Source organism: Luteibacter aegosomaticola (assembly GCF_023078475.1).
GTDB lineage: Bacteria > Pseudomonadota > Gammaproteobacteria > Xanthomonadales > Rhodanobacteraceae > Luteibacter > Luteibacter aegosomaticola.
The window spans coordinates 4,685,446-4,706,155 of record NZ_CP095741.1; the positions used below are offsets into that span (position 1 = coordinate 4,685,446).

At 65.4% G+C, this 20,710-nt stretch carries 26 protein-coding genes and 1 tRNA gene; 16 read left to right on the top strand and 11 right to left on the bottom strand.

Translation table 11 applies throughout. From position 1 onward, the window contains the following. Window positions 1-50 precede the first annotated feature (50 nt). From L2Y96_RS21025 to L2Y96_RS21045, 5 genes are all read left to right on the top strand, one after another. Window positions 51-467: an acyl-CoA thioesterase gene (locus tag L2Y96_RS21025; RefSeq protein ID WP_247330173.1), complete on the top strand. Its 417-nt coding sequence runs from the start codon at window positions 51-53 to the stop codon at window positions 465-467. Between the two features lie 257 nt (window positions 468-724). Next, a complete protein-coding gene (locus tag L2Y96_RS21030) occupies window positions 725-1,177 on the top strand; it encodes a MerR family transcriptional regulator (protein WP_247330175.1) in 453 nt (150 codons plus the stop codon). Next, window positions 1,174-2,166 (top strand): aldo/keto reductase, encoded by a 993-nt coding sequence (locus L2Y96_RS21035; RefSeq protein WP_247330177.1) that lies wholly within the window; start codon window positions 1,174-1,176, stop codon window positions 2,164-2,166. The genes L2Y96_RS21030 and L2Y96_RS21035 overlap by 4 nt, the downstream gene beginning before the upstream one ends. Window positions 2,167-2,188: 22 nt before the next feature. Further along, entirely contained in the window at window positions 2,189-3,016 is an 828-nt protein-coding gene (gene queF, locus L2Y96_RS21040) for an NADPH-dependent 7-cyano-7-deazaguanine reductase QueF (protein ID WP_247330179.1), read from the top strand. A gap of 128 nt (window positions 3,017-3,144) precedes the next feature. Beyond that, entirely contained in the window at window positions 3,145-3,741 is a 597-nt protein-coding gene (locus L2Y96_RS21045) for a hypothetical protein (RefSeq protein WP_247330183.1), read from the top strand. A gap of 173 nt (window positions 3,742-3,914) precedes the next feature. Here L2Y96_RS21045 and L2Y96_RS21050 read toward each other — a convergent pair whose 3' ends face one another. After that, on the bottom strand, window positions 3,915-4,694 hold the full coding sequence (locus L2Y96_RS21050) for an isocitrate lyase/PEP mutase family protein (RefSeq protein ID WP_247330185.1): 780 nt from the start codon (window positions 4,692-4,694) through the stop codon (window positions 3,915-3,917). Between the two features lie 252 nt (window positions 4,695-4,946). Here L2Y96_RS21050 and L2Y96_RS21055 point away from each other — a divergent pair, with 252 nt between their 5' ends. Then, window positions 4,947-5,120 carry a DUF1328 family protein gene (locus tag L2Y96_RS21055; RefSeq protein WP_045831119.1) on the top strand — a complete coding sequence of 58 codons (174 nt, stop codon included), beginning with the start codon at window positions 4,947-4,949 and terminating at the stop codon, window positions 5,118-5,120. 72 nt (window positions 5,121-5,192) lie between these two features. After that, window positions 5,193-5,702 carry a DUF4142 domain-containing protein gene (locus tag L2Y96_RS21060; protein ID WP_247330187.1) on the top strand — a complete coding sequence of 170 codons (510 nt, stop codon included), beginning with the start codon at window positions 5,193-5,195 and terminating at the stop codon, window positions 5,700-5,702. A gap of 13 nt (window positions 5,703-5,715) precedes the next feature. Here L2Y96_RS21060 and L2Y96_RS21065 read toward each other — a convergent pair whose 3' ends face one another. From L2Y96_RS21065 to L2Y96_RS21075, 3 genes are read right to left on the bottom strand one after another with little or no spacing between them, the layout of a single operon-like run. Beyond that, window positions 5,716-6,987: a sensor histidine kinase gene (locus L2Y96_RS21065; protein WP_247330188.1), complete on the bottom strand. Its 1,272-nt coding sequence runs from the start codon at window positions 6,985-6,987 to the stop codon at window positions 5,716-5,718. 32 nt (window positions 6,988-7,019) lie between these two features. Then, entirely contained in the window at window positions 7,020-7,760 is a 741-nt protein-coding gene (locus L2Y96_RS21070; RefSeq protein WP_247337172.1) for a response regulator, read from the bottom strand. Between the two features lie 43 nt (window positions 7,761-7,803). Beyond that, complete coding sequence (locus L2Y96_RS21075; RefSeq protein ID WP_247330190.1) at window positions 7,804-8,352, bottom strand: thioredoxin family protein; 549 nt, start codon at window positions 8,350-8,352, stop codon at window positions 7,804-7,806. Window positions 8,353-8,600: 248 nt separating this feature from the next. Between L2Y96_RS21075 and L2Y96_RS21080 the strand changes: the two genes are divergently transcribed. The 7 genes from L2Y96_RS21080 (at window position 8,601) to L2Y96_RS21110 (ending at window position 12,579) form a co-directional block, all read left to right on the top strand. Further along, entirely contained in the window at window positions 8,601-9,017 is a 417-nt protein-coding gene (locus L2Y96_RS21080) for an organic hydroperoxide resistance protein (protein ID WP_247330192.1), read from the top strand. A gap of 29 nt (window positions 9,018-9,046) precedes the next feature. Further along, window positions 9,047-9,322 (top strand): BufA1 family periplasmic bufferin-type metallophore, encoded by a 276-nt coding sequence (locus L2Y96_RS21085; RefSeq protein WP_247330194.1) that lies wholly within the window; start codon window positions 9,047-9,049, stop codon window positions 9,320-9,322. Beyond that, the gene (locus tag L2Y96_RS21090; protein ID WP_247330196.1) at window positions 9,319-9,774 is read left to right on the top strand and encodes a DoxX family protein; all 456 of its coding nucleotides are present in this window, start codon (window positions 9,319-9,321) and stop codon (window positions 9,772-9,774) included. Before L2Y96_RS21085 ends, L2Y96_RS21090 begins: the two co-directional genes overlap by 4 nt. 37 nt (window positions 9,775-9,811) lie before the next feature. Next, window positions 9,812-10,576, top strand: coding sequence for an alpha/beta fold hydrolase (locus L2Y96_RS21095; protein ID WP_247330198.1), 765 nt, complete (start codon window positions 9,812-9,814; stop codon window positions 10,574-10,576). Window positions 10,577-10,606: 30 nt separating this feature from the next. After that, window positions 10,607-10,900 carry a BufA2 family periplasmic bufferin-type metallophore gene (bufA2, locus tag L2Y96_RS21100; RefSeq protein ID WP_247330200.1) on the top strand — a complete coding sequence of 98 codons (294 nt, stop codon included), beginning with the start codon at window positions 10,607-10,609 and terminating at the stop codon, window positions 10,898-10,900. Window positions 10,901-10,993: 93 nt separating this feature from the next. Continuing rightward, complete coding sequence (bufB, locus tag L2Y96_RS21105) at window positions 10,994-11,830, top strand: MNIO family bufferin maturase (RefSeq protein WP_247330202.1); 837 nt, start codon at window positions 10,994-10,996, stop codon at window positions 11,828-11,830. Next, entirely contained in the window at window positions 11,827-12,579 is a 753-nt protein-coding gene (locus tag L2Y96_RS21110; RefSeq protein ID WP_247330205.1) for an HvfC/BufC family peptide modification chaperone, read from the top strand. Before bufB ends, L2Y96_RS21110 begins: the two co-directional genes overlap by 4 nt. On the opposite strand, the gene L2Y96_RS21115 is transcribed toward L2Y96_RS21110, so the two are convergent. Then, window positions 12,580-12,888, bottom strand: coding sequence for a hypothetical protein (locus tag L2Y96_RS21115; RefSeq protein WP_247330208.1), 309 nt, complete (start codon window positions 12,886-12,888; stop codon window positions 12,580-12,582). It abuts the gene before it with no gap. Window positions 12,889-13,008: 120 nt separating this feature from the next. On the opposite strand from L2Y96_RS21115, the gene L2Y96_RS21120 reads away from it, so the two are divergent. Together L2Y96_RS21120 and L2Y96_RS21125 are read left to right on the top strand one after the other, a co-directional pair. Further along, complete coding sequence (locus tag L2Y96_RS21120) at window positions 13,009-13,698, top strand: response regulator transcription factor (RefSeq protein ID WP_247330210.1); 690 nt, start codon at window positions 13,009-13,011, stop codon at window positions 13,696-13,698. Further along, window positions 13,682-15,022 carry a sensor histidine kinase gene (locus tag L2Y96_RS21125; protein WP_247330213.1) on the top strand — a complete coding sequence of 447 codons (1,341 nt, stop codon included), beginning with the start codon at window positions 13,682-13,684 and terminating at the stop codon, window positions 15,020-15,022. Before L2Y96_RS21120 ends, L2Y96_RS21125 begins: the two co-directional genes overlap by 17 nt. Window positions 15,023-15,036: 14 nt before the next feature. Here the strand turns inward: L2Y96_RS21125 and L2Y96_RS21130 are convergent, their stop codons facing one another. From L2Y96_RS21130 to L2Y96_RS21155, 6 genes are all read right to left on the bottom strand, one after another. Continuing rightward, the gene (locus tag L2Y96_RS21130; protein WP_247330216.1) at window positions 15,037-15,522 is read right to left on the bottom strand and encodes a discoidin domain-containing protein; all 486 of its coding nucleotides are present in this window, start codon (window positions 15,520-15,522) and stop codon (window positions 15,037-15,039) included. Continuing rightward, the gene (locus L2Y96_RS21135; RefSeq protein ID WP_247330219.1) at window positions 15,519-16,547 is read right to left on the bottom strand and encodes a sterol desaturase family protein; all 1,029 of its coding nucleotides are present in this window, start codon (window positions 16,545-16,547) and stop codon (window positions 15,519-15,521) included. Before L2Y96_RS21135 ends, L2Y96_RS21130 begins: the two co-directional genes overlap by 4 nt. Window positions 16,548-16,643: 96 nt before the next feature. Continuing rightward, the gene (locus L2Y96_RS21140) at window positions 16,644-17,429 is read right to left on the bottom strand and encodes a hypothetical protein (protein WP_247330222.1); all 786 of its coding nucleotides are present in this window, start codon (window positions 17,427-17,429) and stop codon (window positions 16,644-16,646) included. A 32-nt stretch (window positions 17,430-17,461) separates the two neighbouring features. Then, window positions 17,462-17,538 (bottom strand) — tRNA-Arg (locus L2Y96_RS21145). A 57-nt stretch (window positions 17,539-17,595) separates the two neighbouring features. Beyond that, entirely contained in the window at window positions 17,596-18,504 is a 909-nt protein-coding gene (locus L2Y96_RS21150; RefSeq protein ID WP_247330225.1) for a LytTR family DNA-binding domain-containing protein, read from the bottom strand. 204 nt (window positions 18,505-18,708) lie between these two features. Continuing rightward, entirely contained in the window at window positions 18,709-20,607 is a 1,899-nt protein-coding gene (locus L2Y96_RS21155; protein WP_247330227.1) for a M61 family metallopeptidase, read from the bottom strand. Window positions 20,608-20,710: the final 103 nt, after the last annotated feature.

Here is a 20,710-nt window from a genome sequence, read left to right on the forward strand (position 1 = left end):
CAGCATGAGCGCGGCAATAATTGCTGCAGTGCAATATACTGGGCTTCATCATGACCAAGTCCACGACCACCATGCTCCCCATTGCCCGCCCGACCGAGGCCCGTGTCCTCGAGATCGTCTTTCCGGACCACACCAACCACCTCGGCACGCTGTTCGGCGGCCAGGCGCTGGCCTGGATGGATAAGGCGGCCTTCCTGGCGGCCTCGCGCTATTCGCGCAAGATCGTGGTGACGGCCCGCTCCGAGCAGGTGGATTTCCACGTGCCGGTCCGCAAGGGCCAGATGGTCGAGCTGATCGCCATCGTCGTCTCCGTCGGCCGCACCTCCATGAACGTGGACGTCGCCATGTACACCGAAGACCTGATCACCGGCGAGCGGGAGCTGTGCACGCGCGGCACCTTCGTCATGATCGCCCTCGACGAGAACCACAAGCCGACCGCCGTGGAATCGCTGCCCGCGCAGGGCTAAACCCTTCCCGAACAAGAGCTGCTTTCGAAGGGCCGGTGCATCACTGCACCGGCCCTTTCTGTATGCGCAGCACCTGTAAGGAGCGCGCTTGCGCGCGATGTACTTGCCTCACGGTATGAACCGGCCGCCTCGCGGCGGGTAGCGAGCAAGCGGGCTCCTACAACCGCGGGTGATTCCGGCGTTGCAGGGTCGCGTCATCGCCTCGTAACCCTTCAGGGTGTTGACTTAGAGCGCACTCTAAGCCGTACGCTCTCCCTATGCCCACATCCCTGACTATTGCCGAGGCGGCTCTCGCCACCGGCCTCACCACCTACACCCTGCGTTATTACGAGCAGATCGGCCTGATCGATCCGGTGCCCCGCCGCGGCGGGCAGCGCATTTACGGTGAACCCGAGATGCGCCTGATCCAGTTCGTGCTGCGCCTGCGCGGCACGGGCATGCCCATGCGCGATATCCAGGAGTACGTGCGCCTGCGCCGCCTGGGCGAAACGCAGGAAAGCATCGTGGCGCGCGGCGACCTGCTCGAACGCCATGCGGCCCACCTGCGCGGCGAGCTGGTCTCGCTCACCGAGACCATCGCCCGCCTCGACGAAAAGATCGCTCTTTACCGTTCCATCTACGGTGCGGACGGCGCCCCTGCGCCGGTCACCGCCGCCACCGTGGAGAGCACTGATGACACCGCCCCCACTCCCCGGAGGAAACAAGCATGATCACCCGCAAACTCGGCGCACACGGCCCGGACGTCTCCGCGCAAGGCCTCGGCTGCATGGGCATGAGCGAGTTCTACGGCCCGGGCGATGAGAAGCAGAACATCGCCACGCTCGAACGCGCCCTCGAACTCGGCATCACCTTCTGGGATACCTCCGACGCGTACGGCCCGCATACCAACGAAGAGCTGATCGGCCGCGTCCTGCAGGGCCGCCGCGACGAGGTCTTCCTGGCCACGAAGTTCGGTATCGTCCGCGACCCGAACGACCCGGCCAAGCGCGGCATCAGCGGCCGCCCGGAGTACGTGCGCCAGTCGGTGGAAGGCAGCCTGCGCCGCCTGAAGACCGACTACATCGATCTCTACTACCAGCACCGTGTCGATCGCGACGTGCCGATCGAAGAGACCGTCGGGGCCATGGCCGAGCTGGTGAAGGAAGGCAAGGTGCGCCACCTCGGGCTCTCCGAAGCATCGGCGGCCAGCATCGCCCGCGCGGCGAAGGTGCATCCGATCACCGCGCTGCAGAGCGAGTATTCGCTCTGGACGCGCGACCCGGAAACCACGGGCACGCTCGCGGCCTGCCGTGAACACGGCATCGCCTTCGTCGCCTACAGCCCGCTGGGCCGCGGCTTTCTCACGGGTGCTATTACCAGCCCGGACGATTTCGCCGAGGACGATTACCGCCGCTTCAACCCGCGCTTCACCGGTGAGAACTTCGCGAAGAACCTGGCCCTGGTCGAGAAGGTGAAGAAGTTCGCGGCCGACAAGGGCTGCACGCCCGGCCAGCTGGCTTTGGCCTGGGTGCTGTCACGCGGCCCGGATATCGTGCCGATCCCCGGCACCAAGCGGGTGAAGTACCTCGAAGAAAACGCCGCGGCCATGGATGTGAAGCTCAGCGAAAGCGAACTGGCCGAGATCGATGCCGTGTTCCCGGCCGATTCGGCGGTGGGCGAGCGCTACCAGGCCAACATGATGGGCTCCATCAACGCCTGACCCGCGGCCGTATAATGGGGGGATGTCGTCTCCTGATCACTCCCCCCTCGGCAAGGCCACCACGTACGCGGACCGCTACGACGCGAGCCTTCTGTTCCCCATTCCCCGCCAGGCCAAGCGCGATGAGATCGGCGTGGATGGGGCGGCCCTGCCGTTCCATGGCCTCGATATCTGGAACGGCTACGAGCTGAGCTGGCTCGACCCGCGTGGCAAGCCCATGGTGGCCGTGGCGGAGTTCCGCTTCCCGGCCACCACGCCCAACATCGTCGAATCCAAGTCGTTCAAGCTCTACCTGAACAGCTTCGCCCAGGAGACCATCGCGGGCCGCGAGGCCCTGGCGGAGATCCTGGCGCGCGACCTGTCGGCCGCCTCGGGCGGCCCGGTGGGCGTGGTGCTGCACGCGCCGGAGGAACTCAACGGCGTGCCGCTGCATGAGCCCGAGGGCGTGCTGCTGGACGACCAGGAACTGGATTTCGATAGCTATGGCCCGCCGCGCGCCGACTTCCTCAGCACGCACGAAGGCGAGGCCCGTGAAGTGCTGGTCTCGCATCTGCTGCGCTCCAACTGCCCGGTCACGGGCCAGCCGGACTGGGGCAGCGTGCAGATCAGCTATACCGGCGCCCCGATCGATCGCGCCGGCGTGCTTCGCTACCTGGTCTCGTTCCGCCGCCATACGGAATTCCACGAGCAGTGCGTCGAGCGGATCTTCATGGACCTGCGTGAACGCTGCGCCCCGCGCGAGCTGGCCGTCTATGCGCGCTATACGCGCCGCGGCGGCCTGGACATCAACCCGTTCCGCAGCACCGACCCGGCCGCCGAGCCCGGCAACCCGCGTGGTGCCCGCCAGTAAATGAACCGCGCATTCATGCGCTCTTCATTGGTCTTGCCTTTAGTTGTATAGCCTGTAACCTGCCGCGGCCGAGGGGTTTTCCTCGTCCCGACCAAGCATTCGACCCGTTCTATTTCCGGAATCCAGACATGAAGCTTTCCTTCCGCACGCCTGTCCTCGCCACGGCCACCCTCGCCGGCCTCCTGGTCCTCACCGCTTGCGGCAAGAAGGAAGAGCAGACCAACGCCCCGGCCGCCGCCTCGACGGCTGCCGCTCCGGCCGCTGCACCGGCAGCCGCCAGCACCGCTCCCGCCGCCGCTCCGGCCGCTGCCAGCACGGCTGCTGCCGCTGCGCCTGTCGCCGCTCCGGCTGCCCCGGCTGCCGCCCCGGCCGTCGCCGAGTCGCTGACCGTCGGTTCGGTCACCCTCGGCAGCGCCGTCGGCGCCGACAAGAAGGTCGCCAAGGCCAAGACCGCCTTCGCCCCGAACGAAAAGACCATCTACGCTTCGGTCGCCACCGAAGGCACCAGCGCCGGCGCCACGCTGAACGCGAAGTGGACCTTCCAGGACGGCGACACGGTCACCACCGTGAGCGACCTCAGCCAGTCGATCAGCACCGATGGCCCGGCCGTCACCACGTTCAAGATCCAGAACCCGAACGAGTGGCCGGAAGGCAAGTACAAGGTTGCGATCTCGCTGAACGGCAAGCCGGCCGGCGACACCTCGTTCGACGTCAAGAAGAAATAAGACACCGCCTTCGGGCAATAAAAAAGGGCGCGGCTTCGCCGCGCCCTTTTTTATTGCCCGAAGGCCGCCCCCCTGTAGGAGCGCACCCTGTGCGCGACGCCGTTCGCGGGAAGGCAACAGGGCCCTGCTGTGTACCCGCGAAAGATGTCGCCCACAGGGTGGGCTCCTACGAATTAGCGGCGCAGCAACGTGTTCAACAGCGGATAGCTCAACGCATCCGGCTCGGGCTTGCCCATGAACGCCGCTGCGCCCTTCGCGGCACCGGCATAGGCGTCCAGCGCCAGGGCGATCCCCGCGCTTAGCCGACGCGCGCCAGCGTCGTATATCTCGGCATGCGAAGGCAGCCCGGGCACCAGCATCACGTTCAACGGCATGTCGCCGATGGAGCCCGCGACGCGCCTGATCTCGTCGAGCTTCGAGATACCCGGCGCGAAGAGGCCATCGGCACCGGCTTCGCGGAACAGGGCAGCACGACGCACGACTTCCCCCACCGCCTCATCGCCCGAGGCGATGCCGCGCAGGTAAATGTCCGTGCGCGCATTGATGTATAGCTCGCGGCCCTGCAAGGCAGCGCGGATCGCGCGTAGCTTCGCTGCAAGCTCGGCCGGATCGCGCCCGGCATCCTCGATGTTGATGCCGGCAACACCGGCATCGACCAGCGACTCGACGAAGCGCCCCACCTCGGCGGGATCGTGTGAGCAGCCTTCTTCGATATCCGCACTGAGCGGCACCCGGAGCACCGCCGTCATGCGCTTCACCGAAGTCAGCAGTTCGGACGCGGGAAGCTGGTCGCCATCGGCCCAGCCGCACGCCCAGGCGACGCCGGCGCTCGTCGTCGCCACGGCCGGTGCCCCGGCATGCTGGATCGCGATGGCACTGCCGGCATCCCAGGCATTGGGAAGGACCAGCAGGCTGCCGGTATGGTGGAGGTCGCGGAAACGGGAAGCGCTCACGGCATGCATCCAATGACGAAAGAGGCAAACGATCCCCCGTTCAGTCTGGCGACGCAATCCCGGGGCAAGTTATCTAAGTAGTCCTACGGCTTGGTTCAGCCCCGGCAAGGCTACGTGATGAACTTGCCAAAAACCGGTGATCCACCACCTCACCGCGTGAAGACGACTCCTTGAGGATCACGATGCTCGAATGGCATCCGACCTGACACGGCCGGGGCCGTGCGGGATCCATCACCACTTAGGAGAACCCGCATGCTTTATTGGGCCGTCGTCTTTTTCATCGTCGCGATCGTGGCAGCGATCTTCGGTTTCGGCGGTATCGCCGCCGGTGCCGCCAGCATCGCGAAGATCCTTTTCGTCGTCTTCCTGATCCTGTTCATCCTGTCGCTTCTGTTTGGCGGGCTGCGCCGCGGACCGAGGTTGTAACGGCCTGAGCGCGTAGCACCCCGACAACGCCCCGGCCCACGCCGGGGCGTTTCCTTTTGCGAGGAACCCACCATGTACGACCGCTGCCGCCTTGCCTTCGTTGCGCTCGCCCCGCTGATATTCGCCTCGGCGTACGCAGCGGAGTTTGCCAAGACCACCACCGCCGATGCGGACTTCGTGCGCCGCGCGAGCAGCGCCGGACTCACCGAGGTGGCGCTGGGCAAGCTCGCTGCCGAGCAGGCCTCGAGCGATTCGGTGAAGAAGTTCGCCGCACGGATGGTCGAGGACCATTCGAAGTCGAATGAGGCCCTGGGCAAGCTGGCCGGTGGGAAGGGCCTGCAGCTCGCCGTCGCACCTGAGCCAGCACAGCAGCAGGAGATCGACCGCCTGAAGGACCTCGATGGCGCGAAGTTCGACCGCGCGTATTCCGATGCGATGGTGAAGGATCACAAGCTGGCGACGGGCTTGTACCAGCTGGAAGCGGAGAAGGGCGAAGACACGGAGATCCGTGACTGGGCGAAGAGCCAGCTTCCGGTGCTGAAAGAGCATGAAAAGCTGGCGGATGATTTGCCGCCGTTTTAGGGGGGCGATCACCTCAAGGCAACGTCACCCGCGCGACCAACCCACCGCCCTCGCGGTTGGCGAGCCGCAGATCGCCCCCGCTCGAACGCATCAACTGCACCGCAATGGCCAGCCCGAGACCCGCGCCACCGGTGTCGCGGCTACGCGAACCCTCCAGCCGGTGGAACGGCTGTAACACGTTCTCCAGTTCGTCATCGGGAATGCCCGGGCCGCGATCGGCAATGGTGATCGAGAGGACACCTTCGGCTGAGCGGCAGCTCGCCACCTCGGCGGTACCGCCATACTTGATGGCGTTATCGATCAGGTTGGTGAGGACGCGACGGAGCGCGCGCGGCCGGACCATTGCCGCGCCGTGGGCCATCTCGCCAGCGCTCACAGGCCGGCCCATGTCCTGGTAATCAAAGACCAGGCTCTCGATGAAGGCGGCAGGGTCCATCTTCACCGGTGCTTCGTCGCCGCCATGCGCGCTACGTGCATAGGCCACGCCCTCGCGCACCAGGTGTTCCATCTCGGCGAGGTCGGCAAGCAGGCGCTCGGCCTCCGCACTTTCGTCCAGCGATTCCACGCGCAGGCGCATGCGCGTGATAGGCGTCTGCAGGTCGTGCGAAATGGAAGCGAGGATGTGCAGCCGCTCTTTCAGGTACACGCCGATACGATCCTGCATGGCGTTGAACGCGGCGGCGGCTTGCGCGACCTCGGTTGGCCCCTCTTCGCTGATGTGCCGCGGATCGGCCGCGGGCTTCATCGATTCCGCCGCGCCAGCAAGTTTCGCAAGCGGACGTGTAGCGAGACGCACGGCAAGCCACGTGCATGCCAGCAGCACGATCATCTGCAGGATAAAGACAAACGGCAGCCAGTCGGCCATGGCCGGCGGATGCGGGGTCACTTCCAGGGTCAGGGCCGAGCCATCGCCCAGGGTGAGGTGGACCTGGTAACGCTCGGGCTTCGTCGAGACGGTCTCGGCGTGCACGCCATAACGCGGGCCCACTTCACGGGTGATGCGCTGGGTGACATCGCGCGAGCGTTCCGTGATGAGCGGCTGGCCCGGCAAACCGGGACCCAGGATGAAACGGTAGTTGTCGCGCGCCAGCCACGGCAGCCACTGGGGGCGCTCGGCGGCAGGCAAGCGATCGAGGATGGCGACCGACGTGCCGACTTCATGCTCCAGCGTGTTGAGCATCACCGTCGTCGCGCTCTCGTAGCGCTCGTAGGCCAGCAAGCCGAACGAGAGCCCGTGCGCCAGCAATAAGCCCGAGAAGAGAATGAGCGACAACCGCGAAGCCATGCTCCGCGGCAACCACGCGATGCGGCCGCGCGTCATGCGCCGCCCTCGGCGACCGTCACGGGCATGCTGAACACATAGCCTTCGCTACGCACGGTCTTGATGTAGGCCTGCTCCTTTGCATCATCCTGCAGGCGCTGCCGCAGCCGGCTCACCTGCAGGTCGATGCTGCGATCGAACAGCTCGGCGTCGCGGCCCTGGGTAAGGTTGAGCAGCTGGTCGCGGGTGAGCACGCGCTGTGGATGGTCAAGGAACACGCGGAGCAATCGATACTCAGCGCCGCTGAGCGAGATCACGGTGCCTTCCTCGTCGAGCAGGTGCCGCGCCGTGGTATCGAGCCGCCACTTCCCGAATGCGAGCATCTCGGTCGCTTCGGTGATACGCAGGTTGGGCGGCAGCATGCGCGTGCGGCGAATGACGGCCTTGATCCGCGCCAACAGTTCACGCGGTGAAAAAGGTTTGGTGAGGTAATCATCCGCGCCCATCTCCAGACCGATGATGCGGTCGGTCTCATCATCGCGCGCTGTCAGCAACAGGACGGGGATGGCCTTGTGTTTTCCCGCACGCAAGGTGCGGCACAAGGCCAGCCCGTCGTCACCCGGCATCATGATGTCGAGCACCACCAGGTCAAACGCCGAGGCATCCAGCTGGGCGAACATCTCACGGCCCTCCGCGGCGGCCGTGGCACGCAAACCGTTCTTGCGGAGGTAGTCGACGACGCCCGTGCGGATGCCGTGGTCGTCGTCAACGACGAGGATGTGATCGATGTGTTCCATGCTCATGCCGTTTTCATTCAAATGCTGGTGGTTTCGTACTAAATCAGCCCTTGCCAAGCAGCTGACGCACCTTCGCTTCCGTCGTGGCGTAGTTTCCCTCGCCGAAGTGCTGGTAGACAACGTGGCCCTGCTGGTCGACGAGGTAAAGCGCGGGCCAGAACTGGTTGTTCCAGGCATTCCAGGTAGCGTTCTCGTTATCGACCGCTACCGGCCAGTCGATGCCGAAACGCTTGATCGCTGCCTTGACGCTCGCGGGGTCACGTTCTTCATCGTATTCAGGTGTGTGTACGCCAACGACAACAAGCCCGTCCTTCGAATACTTGTCGTAAAGCTCCTTCGTATGCGGCAGCACATGCAGGCAGTTGATGCATTCGTTCGTCCAGAACTCGACCAGCACGACCTTGCCGCGCAGTTCCTGCATGCGTAGCGGCTGCGAATTGAACCAGTGAGTGATGCCGGTGAATTCCGGCGCGGTGGCGGCCGCGGAAGGTGCCTGATCACCGGCGCGAGCGATAGACGATACGCCAGGCCAGGCAGTGGCCAGGCCAACGCCCAGCGCGAACACGGTTAGGACGCGGAAGAAGACATTCATGGGAAACCTCGGGTGGGTGGGTACGCCATGCATTAAGGGCGTGCCGTTTGTCCCAGGGATGTCCTCCGAAGCCGGGTTTTGTATCGCAATGTACAAACCGGCCCGCTTTGTATCGAAACGTATCCAGGCCGTCGCAGGACACATTGCGATGCGTTTTGGCCCGGATCGCGACACAAGCGGGATACGCCCGGACGTTTTCATGTGCATCACCGGCTGAGACCAGCCACCCACTGCACACGGAGACGACCATGAGCCAGATCACGAATGTCCTGTACACCGGCAAGACCCGCACCACCGGCGGCCGCGATGGCCGCGCCACCAGCGCCGACGGCGCCCTCGATATCAAGCTGACCCCGCCCGGTGGCCACGGTGGTGGCACCAACCCGGAGCAGCTGTTCGCCGCGGGCTGGTCGGCCTGCTTCATCGGCGCCATGGGCCTTGCCGCCGCCGAGCTGAAGATCCGCCTGCCGCAGGACACCGCCGTGAACGCCGAAGTCGACCTGGGCACGGGTACCGGCGGCTACTTCCTCCAGGCCCGCCTCAACGTGAGCCTGCCGGGCCTGGAGCGCGAGGTCGCGGAGCAGGTCATCGAATTCGCCCACCGCAACTGCCCTTACTCGAAGGCCACCCGCGGAAACATCGACGTCGAACTCAACCTCGTCTGAACCCACTCCCCATTTCAAGGACACCCGACATGACCCGTAAGTACAGCGCCCTCGCCGCCACCCTCGCCCTCGGCCTGGCCGCCATCGCCGGTAGCGCTCATGCTGATGAAGCGAAGAAGCCCATGGAAAAGTGCTTTGGCGTAGCGAAGGCCGGCCAGAACGATTGCGCGGCCGGCGCCGGCACCACCTGCGCCGGCACCTCGAAGACGGACTACCAGGGCAACGCCTGGAAGCTGGTCGACAAGGGCACCTGCGTGACGATCAAGACGCCGAAGGGCCACGGCACGCTCGAGGCGAAGGCGTGAATGCCTTCGCGCCTGCGGCCCGCAAGGCGCCCGCGGCAGCACACCTGCTGTCGCGGTTGATCCCGGAGAACGCGCAGCTGCTCGTTGCACGCCTCGGTATCGCGGCGGTGTTCTTCCAGTCCGGGCGGACGAAGGTCGAAGGTCTCCTCACCATCAAGGATTCCACCTACGACCTGTTCGCTTCGGAATACGCCCTGCCGCTGGTTTCCCCGAACCTCGCCGCGCACATGGCCACGTATGCCGAGCACCTGTTCCCGATCCTGCTGCTGCTCGGCCTGTTCACCCGCTTCTCCGCCTTCGCGCTGCTCACGATGACCACGGTCATTGAAGTCTTCGTCTACCCGGATGCGTGGCCCACGCACCTGTCCTGGGCCGGCTTGCTGCTTCCTCTCATCGCCCGCGGCGGTGGCGGCTGGTCGCTCGACCAGCACCTGTTCCCGACGCGCCGCTAACGCTACTCCCAACCCCCATCACCACAGGCCCATCGCCATGCGTAAGACCCTCCTTTTCGCGCTGACCGCGCTCGCCCTCGGCACCGGCACCGCCTCGTTCGCCGCCGATGCACCCGCCCCTGGCGGCGTGAAGAACATCGTGATCGTCCCCGGCGCCTTCGTCGATGGTTCCGGCTGGCGTGTCGTCCACGACATCCTGATCCACAAGGGCTACCACGTGAGCGTGGTGCAGCCGCGCATCGAGACGCTGGCCGACGACGTCGACCAGACCCGCGAGCAGATCCGCAAGCAGGATGGCCCGGTGGTGCTGGTCGGCCACAGCTACGGTGGTGCCGTCATCACCCAGGCCGGTGCCCGCGACAAGGTCGCGGCCCTGGTCTACGTCTCGGCCCTCGTGCCCGAGGTTGGCGAGAGCGTCTCGCAGCTGGTCGGCTCGATGCCGGCACCGAGCAACGATATCGAAGCCACCCGCGACGACCACCTGTTCTTCAACGAAGCGAAGTTCGGTACCGATTTCGCCGGTGACCTGACGAAGAACCGCACGGACTTCATGGCGGTCTCCCAGGTGCCGGCCGCCAAGGCCGCGTTCAACGCCACGCTGCCGGTCGCCGCATGGCACACCAAGCCCGTGTGGGCCGTGGTCAGCACGCAGGACCACGCGCTCAGCCCCGATCTCCAGCGCTGGATGTACAAGCGCGCCCATGCCCATGTGACGGAAGTCGAGGGCAGCCACGTCTCCTATATCTCGCAGCCGGAGAAGGTCGCCGCGGTGATCGAAGAAGCCGCTCGCGACGCGAAGTAACCCCCCCTCCCAACCAAGGAACCGATCCCGATGCATACCACCGCCACCATCAAGTCCCGCTCGACCTTCGCCGGCGCCGCCGCACTCGTCGCCATCGCCATCGCGCAGTTCGCCGCCCCCGCGGCGCACGCTACCGACAAGGGCGCCGCGCCCAAGGAAGAGCTTGCCCGCTGCTACGGCGTGAATACCTGCAAGGGCACCAGCCTCTGCGCCACCGCCAAGAACGATTGCAAAGGCCTCAACACCTGCAAGGGCCAGGGTGTGGTCGTGAAGCTGCCGAGCGAATGCAAGGCCGCCGGCGGCACGCTGACCGAGCCGCAGTAACGCCCACCGCTGTTGTAGGAGCGCGCTCGCGCGCGATCCCAGGTTGTCTTAACCCCCATCGCGCGCAAGCGCGCTCCTACAGGAGCTTTCATCATGATCCCTACGTTTTCTGGCTACGGGCTCGGTCTGCGCAAAGAGCACTATCGTGACTTCCTCGAGGGCGATGTGCCGGTCGATTTCGTCGAAGTGATCTCGGAGAACTTCATGGTCGATGGCGGCCAGCCGCGCGACATCCTGCGCCGCGTGCGCGAGAAACATCCCGTCGTGCTGCATGGCGTATCGATGTCGATTGGTTCCTCGGATGGTCTCGACCGCGCTTACCTGCGCCGCCTGCGTGCGCTCGCCGATGAGATTCAGCCACTGTTCGTCTCCGACCATCTCAGCTGGTCGCGTGTGGCCGGCTTCTCTTCGCACGATCTGCTTCCCGTGCCGTACACGGGTGAAGCGCTCGACATGGTCTGCCGCAACATCGACATGGCGCAGGAGGCACTGGGACGGCCCATGCTGTTTGAGAACCCCTCCAGCTACGTCGCCTTCGAGGGCGCTGAGATGGCCGAGTGGGAGTTCATCGCGGCGATGGCGAAACGCACCGGCTGCGGCTTGCTGCTCGACGTGAACAACGTCTACGTCAGTGCTCACAACCACGGCTTCGATGCACATGCGTTCCTCTGCGGCATCCCGGCCGGGCACGTGCGCCAGATCCACCTCGCCGGGCATACCGAAGGCCCCGGCCTGCTCATCGATACGCATGACCAGCCCGTGTGCGACGACGTGTGGTCGCTCTACGCCACCGCCCGCTCGTTGCTGGGCGACGTGGCCACGATGATTGAACGCGACGACGCGATCCCACCGCTAGCCGAGCTGCTGGATGAACTCGCCATCGCCCGCGCCATCGCCCAACACGAAGACCTGCGCCGGGAGGCCGCATGAACCTCGCCACGCTCCAGGCCCGGTTCCGCGAATGGCTGGTCACCGGTGATGAGACCGATGCCGCGGCGTTTGGCGACGGCACCACGGCCGGGCTCAACGTGTACCAGAACAACTACCGCGTCCAGCTGATGGGCTGCCTCGAGGTGAGCTACCCACTGCTGCGCCGCTTCATCGGCGACGAAGCCTTCCGCGCGGCCTCCATCACCCATATCGACGCGCACCCACCGCGTGGCTGGACGCTCGACCACTACGGTGCCGACTTCGCCGATACCTTGCGCTCGCTCTACCCGCAAAACCCCGACCTGGATGAGCTGGCCTGGATCGAATGGATGCTAGGCGAGGCGTTCGTCGCCGCCGATACGGAACCGATGGCACCCGACGCGCTCGCGGATATCGACTGGGACCACGCCCACCTGGTGCTCTCGCCGAGCCTGCGTGTGCGCCATGCCACGACCAACGCCGACGATGTCTGGATCGCCCTGCGCGACGGCGAGGCTGGCGTCGAAAGCGCAATGCTTGCCGCCGCGGAAGGTCTGGTGATCTGGCGCCGCGACCACGTCTCACGCCTGCGCCGCACGGATGCCATCGAAACCGCCGCGCTGCTAAGCCTGGTGGCTGACACGGGATTTGGAAGCCTCTGCGAGACCCTGGTAGGCGTTCAGGGCGAGGAAGCCGGGATCCAGCGGGCTGGGCAACTCCTGGCGGACTGGCTGGGCGCCGGCATCGTCACCGGCCTATCCGTTCCCTGATCAAGCGCCGCGAGGGACGCCGACAACCTGGGCATCGCCCCCGGTAAACAGCTCACCGTTCGGCTGCGGCCCCACCTGGCGGCGGGGCCGGCGGGGGAAGGGCTTGATGTTGGCCGCGCCCTTGGTACGGGCCAGTACGCCGTGGAGGAAGTCGACGACCTCCTGGCCGCGGCCATGGAAGGCGAGTTCCACCGGGCGGCCGCCCAGTGGCTGGATATGGGTTTCGAAGAACCAGGTCCACACCTGCGCGCGGTCGGGCTCAATGAGCTCGGCCAGCGTGACGATCCGTCGAACGATTCCGTAATGCATGGCGATGGGGAAAGCCCTTTGGGGGAGCCTGCATGGTCAGGGCGCCCACATTGCCAGAACATTGCCGCGACGGGGAGCCCCAGACGGTACGATTTACCCTGCATTAGTCATGGGTGAGCCATGCGGATCCTCCTGGTCGAAGATGAAACCGAGCTGGCGGATGCCCTGCGCACCGCGCTGCAGCGCCATGGGCTGGTGATCGATGTGGCTCCCAGCCTGCTCCAGGGCAACGAGGCCCTGCGTCAGTGCGTACACGATCTGGTGATCCTGGATCGCCAGCTCCCCGACGGCGATGGGGTCAGCCTGATCCGCAAGGCCCGCGAGTACCTGCCCGGGATGCCCGTCATCGTGCTGACCGCGCGCGGCTCGCTGGCCGACCGCGTGGCTGGCCTGGACCTCGGTGCCGACGACTACCTGGTGAAGCCCTTTGCCGTGGAAGAGCTGCTCGCGCGGATCCGCGCGGTATCGCGGCGGCAATCCTCCCGCGACGTGCCCCGCGCCACCGTGGCGAACCTGTCGTTCGACTTCGGCGCACACGAGGCTTTCATCGGCACCACGCCGCTGCGCCTGCCCCGGCGCCAGCTCCTGGTGCTGGAGGCGCTGTGCCTGCGCCACGGCCGCACCGTCTCGCGCAACGACCTGCTCGAAGCGGTGTACGACTTCGACGATGAGATCCAGTCGAACGCGCTGGATGCCCATATTTCCAAGCTGCGCCGCTCGCTCGACGATGCCGGCGCGGATGTCGACATCCATGTGATCCGTGGCGTCGGTTACCTGTTACGGAGCAAGGCACATGGCAAAGCACGGTAGATCCCTGGCCTGGCTTCTGACGTGGCGGATCGTGGTGCCCCAGGCACTGATCATGCTCGCGGCCTTCATGATCCTGGGATACCAGATCCACCACGACAGCGTGTCGTACGTGGATCCGAAGCTGGTGGAGGAAGTGCAGGCCTCGCTGGTGCCGGCCGCGGATGGCGGCATCACACTTACGCCGACGCCGGTGCTGCGCAAGAAGATGGACGAGCATCCCGCCCTGTGGGTCGTGGCGCGCGATGAGAGCGGCCACACTTACATGCACGGTTCACCGCCGGCCAGCCTGACGCCGCTGCTCGATCGTCTTGCCTTCCTCGCGGCATCGGATATCCACGGCTCGAGCGAACCCTTTACGGATACCGCCGCCATCCGCCTGGTCAACTGGACGCACCGTCGCGTGCATTTCATGGTTGGCGGCGCGGCCACCTCGAATGCCGGCGGCCTCGCCACCATGGTCGCGGATTACCTCACCTGGCGCCTGCTGCTTCCCACCGTGCTAGCAACACTGATCACGGTGCCGATCGTCGTGCGCCGCTCCATGAAGAGCGTGCGCCAGGTGGCCCGGCACGCGGACGAGATCGACGTGGAGAAGCGTGGCGCAAAGCTGGCCGACCAGACCGTCCCACATGAGATCCAGCCGCTGGTGCGCGGGTTCAATGCCGCACTCACACGCGTGAGTGAAGGCTACGACGTGCGCGACCGTTTCCTGGCGAGCGCGGCGCATGAGCTACGCGCGCCGATCGCCATTCTGCGTGCGCGCATCGACGCGATGGATCCCTGCGTGGAACGCACGCGCTTGCTGGGTGACACTGCCCGCCTGTGGAACCTGGCCGAGCAACTGCTCGACCTGCAGCGCTTCAACGGCGACGCCGCGGCATGCCAGAAGCTCAACCTCGCGCAGGTCGCCTCGGCCGCCGTCGCAGATATCGCACCGCTGACGCTCGAATCGGGCAACGACATCGAGTTCGACGCACCGGAAGGTCCGGTGTGGATCCACGGCGATGCGCTCGCCCTCTCCCGCGTCATCATGAACCTCGTGCAGAACGCGATGGTGCATGCGGATGGCCAGGGCACGATCAGCGTAGCCGTCACCGCGTGGGGCGAACTCACGGTCACCGACCAGGGCGGCGGTATTCCGCAGGAAGAACGGGAACGCATCTTCGAGCCCTTCTATCGCACCCGGCCCAGCAGCACCGGCACCGGCCTGGGCCTGCACCTCGCGCGGCAGGTTGTGGAACGCCATGGCGGCAGCATCGATGTAGCAAACGCCGAGCATGGCGGCGCCTGTTTCAGGGTGCGGCTACCGCGCGCGACTGCCTGATTCGCCCAGGGCCTCTACCAGACTTCCACTTCATAGATCCGCGTGGCGGGATCATCCGTCTGCGTAGGCTTGGTCACGTCGAGCTCCACGTAGCGGGCCTGTACGGGCGTGATGCGGTGCTCGGTGACACTGGCGGTGTTTGCCGTCACATCGACCACCGACTTCCAGTCGGTCCCGTCCGTCGATACGCGCACCGTGAACGCTCGCGTATTCATTTCCATGGGCTCGTCACCCGCCCCGGCATGCCTGATGGTGAAGCCGGACACCTTGCTCACCTGGCCCAGGTCGATACGCAGCCAGCTCGGGACGTCCTTGGTGCAGAACTTATCCTGCGTCTTGCTGGCGAGCTTGCCGTTCACCGCCTTCACGGCTTCCTCGCCAGGTTTGCAGATGGATGATCCGGTGACGGCTTTGCCAAGCGCGAGGTCCACGCGCGCCGCATGGGAAGCCATGGGTGTGCCGAGCAGGCTGGCAACGGCGAGGCATGCAAGTAGCTTCATGGTCGAACTCCCTGCGTCGTATGCGATTCGGGCGGCCGATGCGGATCCATCCCAGCCAGCTCCTGTTTGGCCACCCGGGCCGTCTTGTGATGCCCGTCATGGCTCCAGCCCGGTGGCATGACGATATACATGAACTTGTTGCGCAGACCGGGGGCCTGCCAGACGTCCTTGCCGAGCAGGTAGAACTCACCCAGATACGCATCCGTCACGCTGTACGGCTTCACCGGACGGGTGATGCCGTACTCGATCCTGACGTCGTCGCGCTCTTCGATGTATGTGCCGAACAGCCGATCCCAGATCGGCAGCAGGTTGCAGAAGTTGGTGTCCATGTACACCACGTTACGGGCGTGGTGTACGCGATGGTGCGACGGCGTGAGGATGATGCGGTTCATTACGCCAAGCCTGCCGTTCTTCAGCACGCCGTCGCTCACGTGGATGAAGCTGCCCCAGAAGCCATCGATGATCATGATCAGCACGAGCAGCGGCGGGCTCACGCCAAGCACCATGCAGATGCTGGTGCGCACGAAGTCCGCGTAGGCGGCTTCCAGGAAAATATGCGAGTAGTTCACGCTCATGTTCATCGCGACGGGAGCGTGGTGCGTGGAATGCAGGCACCACAGGATCCGCACCTTGTGCGCGAAGAAGTGATAGACGAAATGGGAAAGCTCCCAGGCCACATAGCCGTAGAGCACGCCGTACCACGTCAGGCCGGCCTGGAAGGGCGCGAAGCGCTGGAACAGACCGATGCATAGCCCGACCACCGCGATGGTGATGAAGCTGCCGATGAACCGGTTGAGCACCATCACCAGCAGGGGCACCTGATAGTGCTCGCGCTTGAATGTCTTCAGGGCAACGCTGCGCAGCAACTCAAAGACAAGCAGCAAGGGAAGGATCGGACCGAGCACGGCGCCGAACCCGTCGACCGTGAGCAACGCGCGGTAGTCGCCCCTGGCGATCAACTCAAGCAGCGGGCCGAGACCGAAGAAATCGAGCACCTGGGCATATAGCCATCCGAACACGTCCATCGCGTACATCGCACCCCGATGTGGCTGGAAACCCGGTTTAACACGACCCCATGGATGCATCAAGCCGCACCCGCTGCGCGTGTGACGGTGGTCCGTTCAAGGCAACCAGGCAGCGATGAGGCGCAGTGCGGACTCACGAGCAAGATCGATCGGCTCGGGGCGGGTCTGTGCAGACAGCGCCTCGCGCGTCTTCTGACCGAGGAAGTACGCAACGCGTTCGGCATTCGCCCCGGAGGGATGCGGAAGGCCGACAAGAACCTGCTCGGGCCTGATTAGCCCGCGAGCGACGACGCGGTCGCAGGCCACCTGTGCCGCGGCACCGAGCGGAATGAACATGGCGTGGGTGAGATGTGCGCATTCCGCGGCGAAGTAGCTATCGACTTGCCCGAGAAGGAATGGACTGCGTTCGACGCCGGCGCCGTTGAAGTTCTTCGCACCGACGAACACGGGATAGCGCAGTGCCGCGGAGAAATGCACGAGGTCGGTGCGCGTCGTCCAGAGCTCCGCGGTGGAGGCGATATCTAGCCGCGCGGCGACGCCGAGGAAATCGAGCATCCGGACGAGGTTGCGGCGAATCGGTCCTGACCAGCTGGCGGCGTGCTTGGCCGTGGCCGCGGCGGTCACGTCGTCGCTACCCGATAGCAGTTCGCGCCGCGCCGTCTCCAATGCCACCAGTGCCTGGGCCCGGCCCGGAGAAAGGCCGACCAGGACCAGCCGTGCCTTGGGGTTCAGGTGATCGAACGGCGCGTAGTAAACGGCATGGCGCGCATCGTTCGCCATGCGCAAGGCATCAGGCAGCGGCTGGTGCGCGGCAAAGTCCACCGCCGGATCCCGCAGGATGCCTTCGTAACGGTGGAACAACGGCAGGGAATCGGTAGCCATGCATCGTGGCCAGCCGCGAATGCGGCGAAGAATGGCGCGCCCGGAGGGATTCGAACCCCCGACCAATGGCTTCGGAAGCCACTACTCTATCCGGCTGAGCTACGGGCGCGTATCTGAGCGGACCGGCATTGTAGCGGCAATACCGCCCGCTGGCCTAGCCTTCCCTTCAGGCCCGTGCCACGGCGGGCTCCGCACCGGCCGCGACAGCCCGCAGGGCCTCGCGGTAGCGGCGGCTGCAGGGCAGCACGGTGCCATCCACCATGTGCAGGCGAGCCTCGCCGGCATCCAGCGGCTCGATCGAGGTCACCTGGGTCAGCTGGACCAGGTAACTGCGGTGGGCCCGGACGAACACCGACGGGTCGAGACGCGCCTCCAGCGCGGCCAGCGTGCTGCGCAATGGATAGTCGCGGCCGCGCACACGCAGGTTCACGTAATTACCCGACGCCTGCGCCCATTCGATATCGCCGGTGGCGACCAGGAAGTCGCGGCCAAGCTTACGCACGAGGAAGCGTTCCGGCCGATCGATGGGCTCGACCGGTGCGACGTCGTCGTCCGGCGCCACCAGCAACCTGGCTTCGCCCTTCGACTGCCGGCCGAACCACTCCACGGCGTGGGTAAGCAACACGATGTAGAAGAACGTGCGCACGTCCTTCAGGTATTCGTAGATGAACTGCAGCCCGAGGTTGCCCGGGTCGTAGCCGTCGCCACCCACGTGGTAAGCGGCCAGCCTGAGCAGGTCCATGCCGGCGATATGCAGGACGCACCACGCCACGCTGCCTGCGATGTACAGCGGCAGGTGGCGGCGCCACGTATCCGCGTGCAGGGGCCAGCGGTCGCAAGCGACAAGCAGGAAAGGCAGGAGCAGCAGCGATATCACCGGGCTGCTGATCTCGTTGACGACGATATGCCACATCGCATACGGCACGTTGTAGCGATCGGCATCGATCCGCGACGTGAGGATATTGCTGATCGCCGCGGTGCCGAAGAGCACCGTCCACAGCAGGAACATCAGCCAGCGCCGGCGGCGGCGGGCGGTGTCGATATCGTGGCCGGGGGGCGTGGGCGCGGATTCCATGGAGCGCAGTGTATGCCGTTACGTGACGGATCGTAGCGGTAGGAGCTCACCCTGTGAGCGACGCCGTTCGCGGAGGGGCCGCAGGGGCTGTAGTGGTATCGCGAGAGATGCCGCCTAAGGGCCTGTGGCGGTGTCGCGAAAGATGTCGCCCACAGGGTGGGCTCCTACATAGGGGAAGGGCCCCTTTCGGGGCCCTTGTCGTGCTTATTTTGCCTTGTACAGCTGGCTCAGCCAGTCCGGCTTGCTGCTGTCGCGCTCGAGGTGCGGGTACATCAGGCCGCCGTGGTAGTCGATCTTCACGGTCTTGTACTGGTCGAAGTTCTTCACCAGCAGGTCGATCGAAGCCGAGGTGCCCTTGGCGGCGGTCACGGCATCCTTCAGCGCATCGCCGTCGAATTCCTTACCGTTGACGGCGACGATGTGCATGCCCGGCGAGAGACCGGCGTTGAAGGCCGGGCTATCCCAGCGCACGTCGGAGATATCGCCCTTCGACGACACGCCGAAGCCGGCCGAGTAGGTCAGGTCGGTGTAATGACGGCGGGCTTCGAAGGCCTTCACGGCTTCCGAGGGCTTGTCGTTGTAGACCAGCTTCCAGCCACCACGCTCGATGCCTTCCAGGTCGCCCTTGTGGCCATCGACACGCTCGCGCAGGTACTTCGCCCAATCGTACGGGGCAATACCGTTCAGCGTCGAAGCGACTTCTTCGAAGGTGTACGCGTTGACGTTCCACTCGCCGTCCTTCATGCCGAAGAACGCCTTGGCGAAATCATCCAGCGAACGCTTGTTCTTGGTGAGTTCGCGCAGCTTGGTGTCGACGTCGAGCCAGATCATCTGGCCGCCCGAATAGTAGTCTTCGCTCATCTGGTAGTTGCGGTACGAGAGCGGGCGACGCTGGGCGATGGTCGGATCGTTGGTCGTATCCTGGATGTTGCGCCAGGACAGGCCCGGGCGGCCCTTGTCGTAGGTGGCGGCGACGAGTGCGAGCAGGTCACGCGCCTGGTCCTGCGAGACGAGGCCCGAACGCGCGGCGACCACGTTGCCCCAGAACTGGGTCTGGCCTTCGTACACCCACAGCAGGCTGTCGCCCATCGGGGTGTTGAGGTTCGGCATATCCGAATCCGCGCCACGGCGGTACTTGCCATCCCACGAGTGGTTGTACTCGTGCGCCAGCAGGTCACGGCCGAGCCAGCTCTTGTCCCACTCGGTGAAGTAGTTCGGCTGTGCGCTGTTTTCCGACGAGCGGTGGTGCTCGAGGCCGATGCCGCCGAGCTTGTCGGTCAGCGCCAGCAGGAAGTCGTAGTGGTTGTAGTGGCGCGCGCCGTACAGCTTATCCATCTGCTTGACGAGGTTGCGGTGGATTTCAAGCGCTTCAGGCTTGATCTCCAGCGACTTCGCGCTGTCAGCAATGATGTTCAGGTGCACCGGCGAGCGGCCGTTCGGATCGAGGTCGACGCGCTTGAAGTAACGGCCGGCGAAGATCGGCGAGTCGACCAGGTTGTCGAAGTCGATGTTCTTGAAGGTGACGGTGTCGCCATCCTTGCTCGCCTGCTCCAGCGCGGTACCGAACTGGAAACCGGCCGGGAACTTCACCGACGGCTCGACCTGGATCTTGTCGGTACGGTAGCCGGCCGGATAAAGGGCAACCTGGTTCCACTCGACATTGACCATGTCGGGGGTCATCACGATGCGGCCCTGGCGGGTGTCCTGGGGGGTGAGGGTCTGGAACTCCAGATCCACCGACGAGGCGCCGGCCGGCACGTCCACGTGGAAGGCGTAGACGTTGTATTCGTCGCGGGTCCACTCGAGGCGCTGGCCATTGGCCTTCACGATCAGGCCAGCGAACTGGTCGATCGGGCCGGTCGGCGAGTGGTGGCCCGGGATCCACTCCGGGAACAACAGGGTGAGCTTGCCGGGCTGGGCCGGGACGCTTTCCTTGACCCGGAGGATCCGGTGGTCGAGGTCGGTGGCGTCGACGGCGACCTTGACGGTGCCATTGAACGGGCCGTCCTGGACGGCGGGGACATCATCCGCGGCGAACGCGGCCGTGGCGCCGATACCGGCCAGGGCGGCCAGCAGCGCGGAAGCAAGAAGGGTGGATTTCAAAGAGTTCTCCCGTGGAACGTGTGGATCGCCGGGCCGTCCTGCCTGCGAGTGGGTCGGCGCGGTCCCCTGCGGTCCGCGCAAGCCACCGATGCTAAATGGCGGG

Bases quoted from the DNA above. Each gene is read 5' to 3' on its own strand.
- L2Y96_RS21025 (WP_247330173.1), top strand. From the start codon at position 51: ATGACCAAGTCCACGACCACCATGCTCCCCATTGCCCGCCCGACCGAG.
- L2Y96_RS21030 (WP_247330175.1), top strand. From the start codon at position 725: ATGCCCACATCCCTGACTATTGCCGAGGCGGCTCTCGCCACCGGCCTC.
- L2Y96_RS21035 (WP_247330177.1), top strand. From the start codon at position 1,174: ATGATCACCCGCAAACTCGGCGCACACGGCCCGGACGTCTCCGCGCAA.
- queF (WP_247330179.1), top strand. From the start codon at position 2,189: ATGTCGTCTCCTGATCACTCCCCCCTCGGCAAGGCCACCACGTACGCG.
- L2Y96_RS21045 (WP_247330183.1), top strand. From the start codon at position 3,145: ATGAAGCTTTCCTTCCGCACGCCTGTCCTCGCCACGGCCACCCTCGCC.
- L2Y96_RS21055 (WP_045831119.1), top strand. From the start codon at position 4,947: ATGCTTTATTGGGCCGTCGTCTTTTTCATCGTCGCGATCGTGGCAGCG.
- L2Y96_RS21060 (WP_247330187.1), top strand. From the start codon at position 5,193: ATGTACGACCGCTGCCGCCTTGCCTTCGTTGCGCTCGCCCCGCTGATA.
- L2Y96_RS21065 (WP_247330188.1), bottom strand. From the start codon at position 6,987: ATGGCTTCGCGGTTGTCGCTCATTCTCTTCTCGGGCTTATTGCTGGCG.
- L2Y96_RS21070 (WP_247337172.1), bottom strand. From the start codon at position 7,760: ATGGAACACATCGATCACATCCTCGTCGTTGACGACGACCACGGCATC.
- L2Y96_RS21075 (WP_247330190.1), bottom strand. From the start codon at position 8,352: ATGAATGTCTTCTTCCGCGTCCTAACCGTGTTCGCGCTGGGCGTTGGC.
- L2Y96_RS21080 (WP_247330192.1), top strand. From the start codon at position 8,601: ATGAGCCAGATCACGAATGTCCTGTACACCGGCAAGACCCGCACCACC.
- L2Y96_RS21085 (WP_247330194.1), top strand. From the start codon at position 9,047: ATGACCCGTAAGTACAGCGCCCTCGCCGCCACCCTCGCCCTCGGCCTG.
- L2Y96_RS21095 (WP_247330198.1), top strand. From the start codon at position 9,812: ATGCGTAAGACCCTCCTTTTCGCGCTGACCGCGCTCGCCCTCGGCACC.
- bufA2 (WP_247330200.1), top strand. From the start codon at position 10,607: ATGCATACCACCGCCACCATCAAGTCCCGCTCGACCTTCGCCGGCGCC.
- bufB (WP_247330202.1), top strand. From the start codon at position 10,994: ATGATCCCTACGTTTTCTGGCTACGGGCTCGGTCTGCGCAAAGAGCAC.
- L2Y96_RS21110 (WP_247330205.1), top strand. From the start codon at position 11,827: ATGAACCTCGCCACGCTCCAGGCCCGGTTCCGCGAATGGCTGGTCACC.
- L2Y96_RS21115 (WP_247330208.1), bottom strand. From the start codon at position 12,888: ATGCATTACGGAATCGTTCGACGGATCGTCACGCTGGCCGAGCTCATT.
- L2Y96_RS21120 (WP_247330210.1), top strand. From the start codon at position 13,009: ATGCGGATCCTCCTGGTCGAAGATGAAACCGAGCTGGCGGATGCCCTG.
- L2Y96_RS21125 (WP_247330213.1), top strand. From the start codon at position 13,682: ATGGCAAAGCACGGTAGATCCCTGGCCTGGCTTCTGACGTGGCGGATC.
- L2Y96_RS21130 (WP_247330216.1), bottom strand. From the start codon at position 15,522: ATGAAGCTACTTGCATGCCTCGCCGTTGCCAGCCTGCTCGGCACACCC.
- L2Y96_RS21135 (WP_247330219.1), bottom strand. From the start codon at position 16,547: ATGGACGTGTTCGGATGGCTATATGCCCAGGTGCTCGATTTCTTCGGT.
- L2Y96_RS21140 (WP_247330222.1), bottom strand. From the start codon at position 17,429: ATGGCTACCGATTCCCTGCCGTTGTTCCACCGTTACGAAGGCATCCTG.
- L2Y96_RS21150 (WP_247330225.1), bottom strand. From the start codon at position 18,504: ATGGAATCCGCGCCCACGCCCCCCGGCCACGATATCGACACCGCCCGC.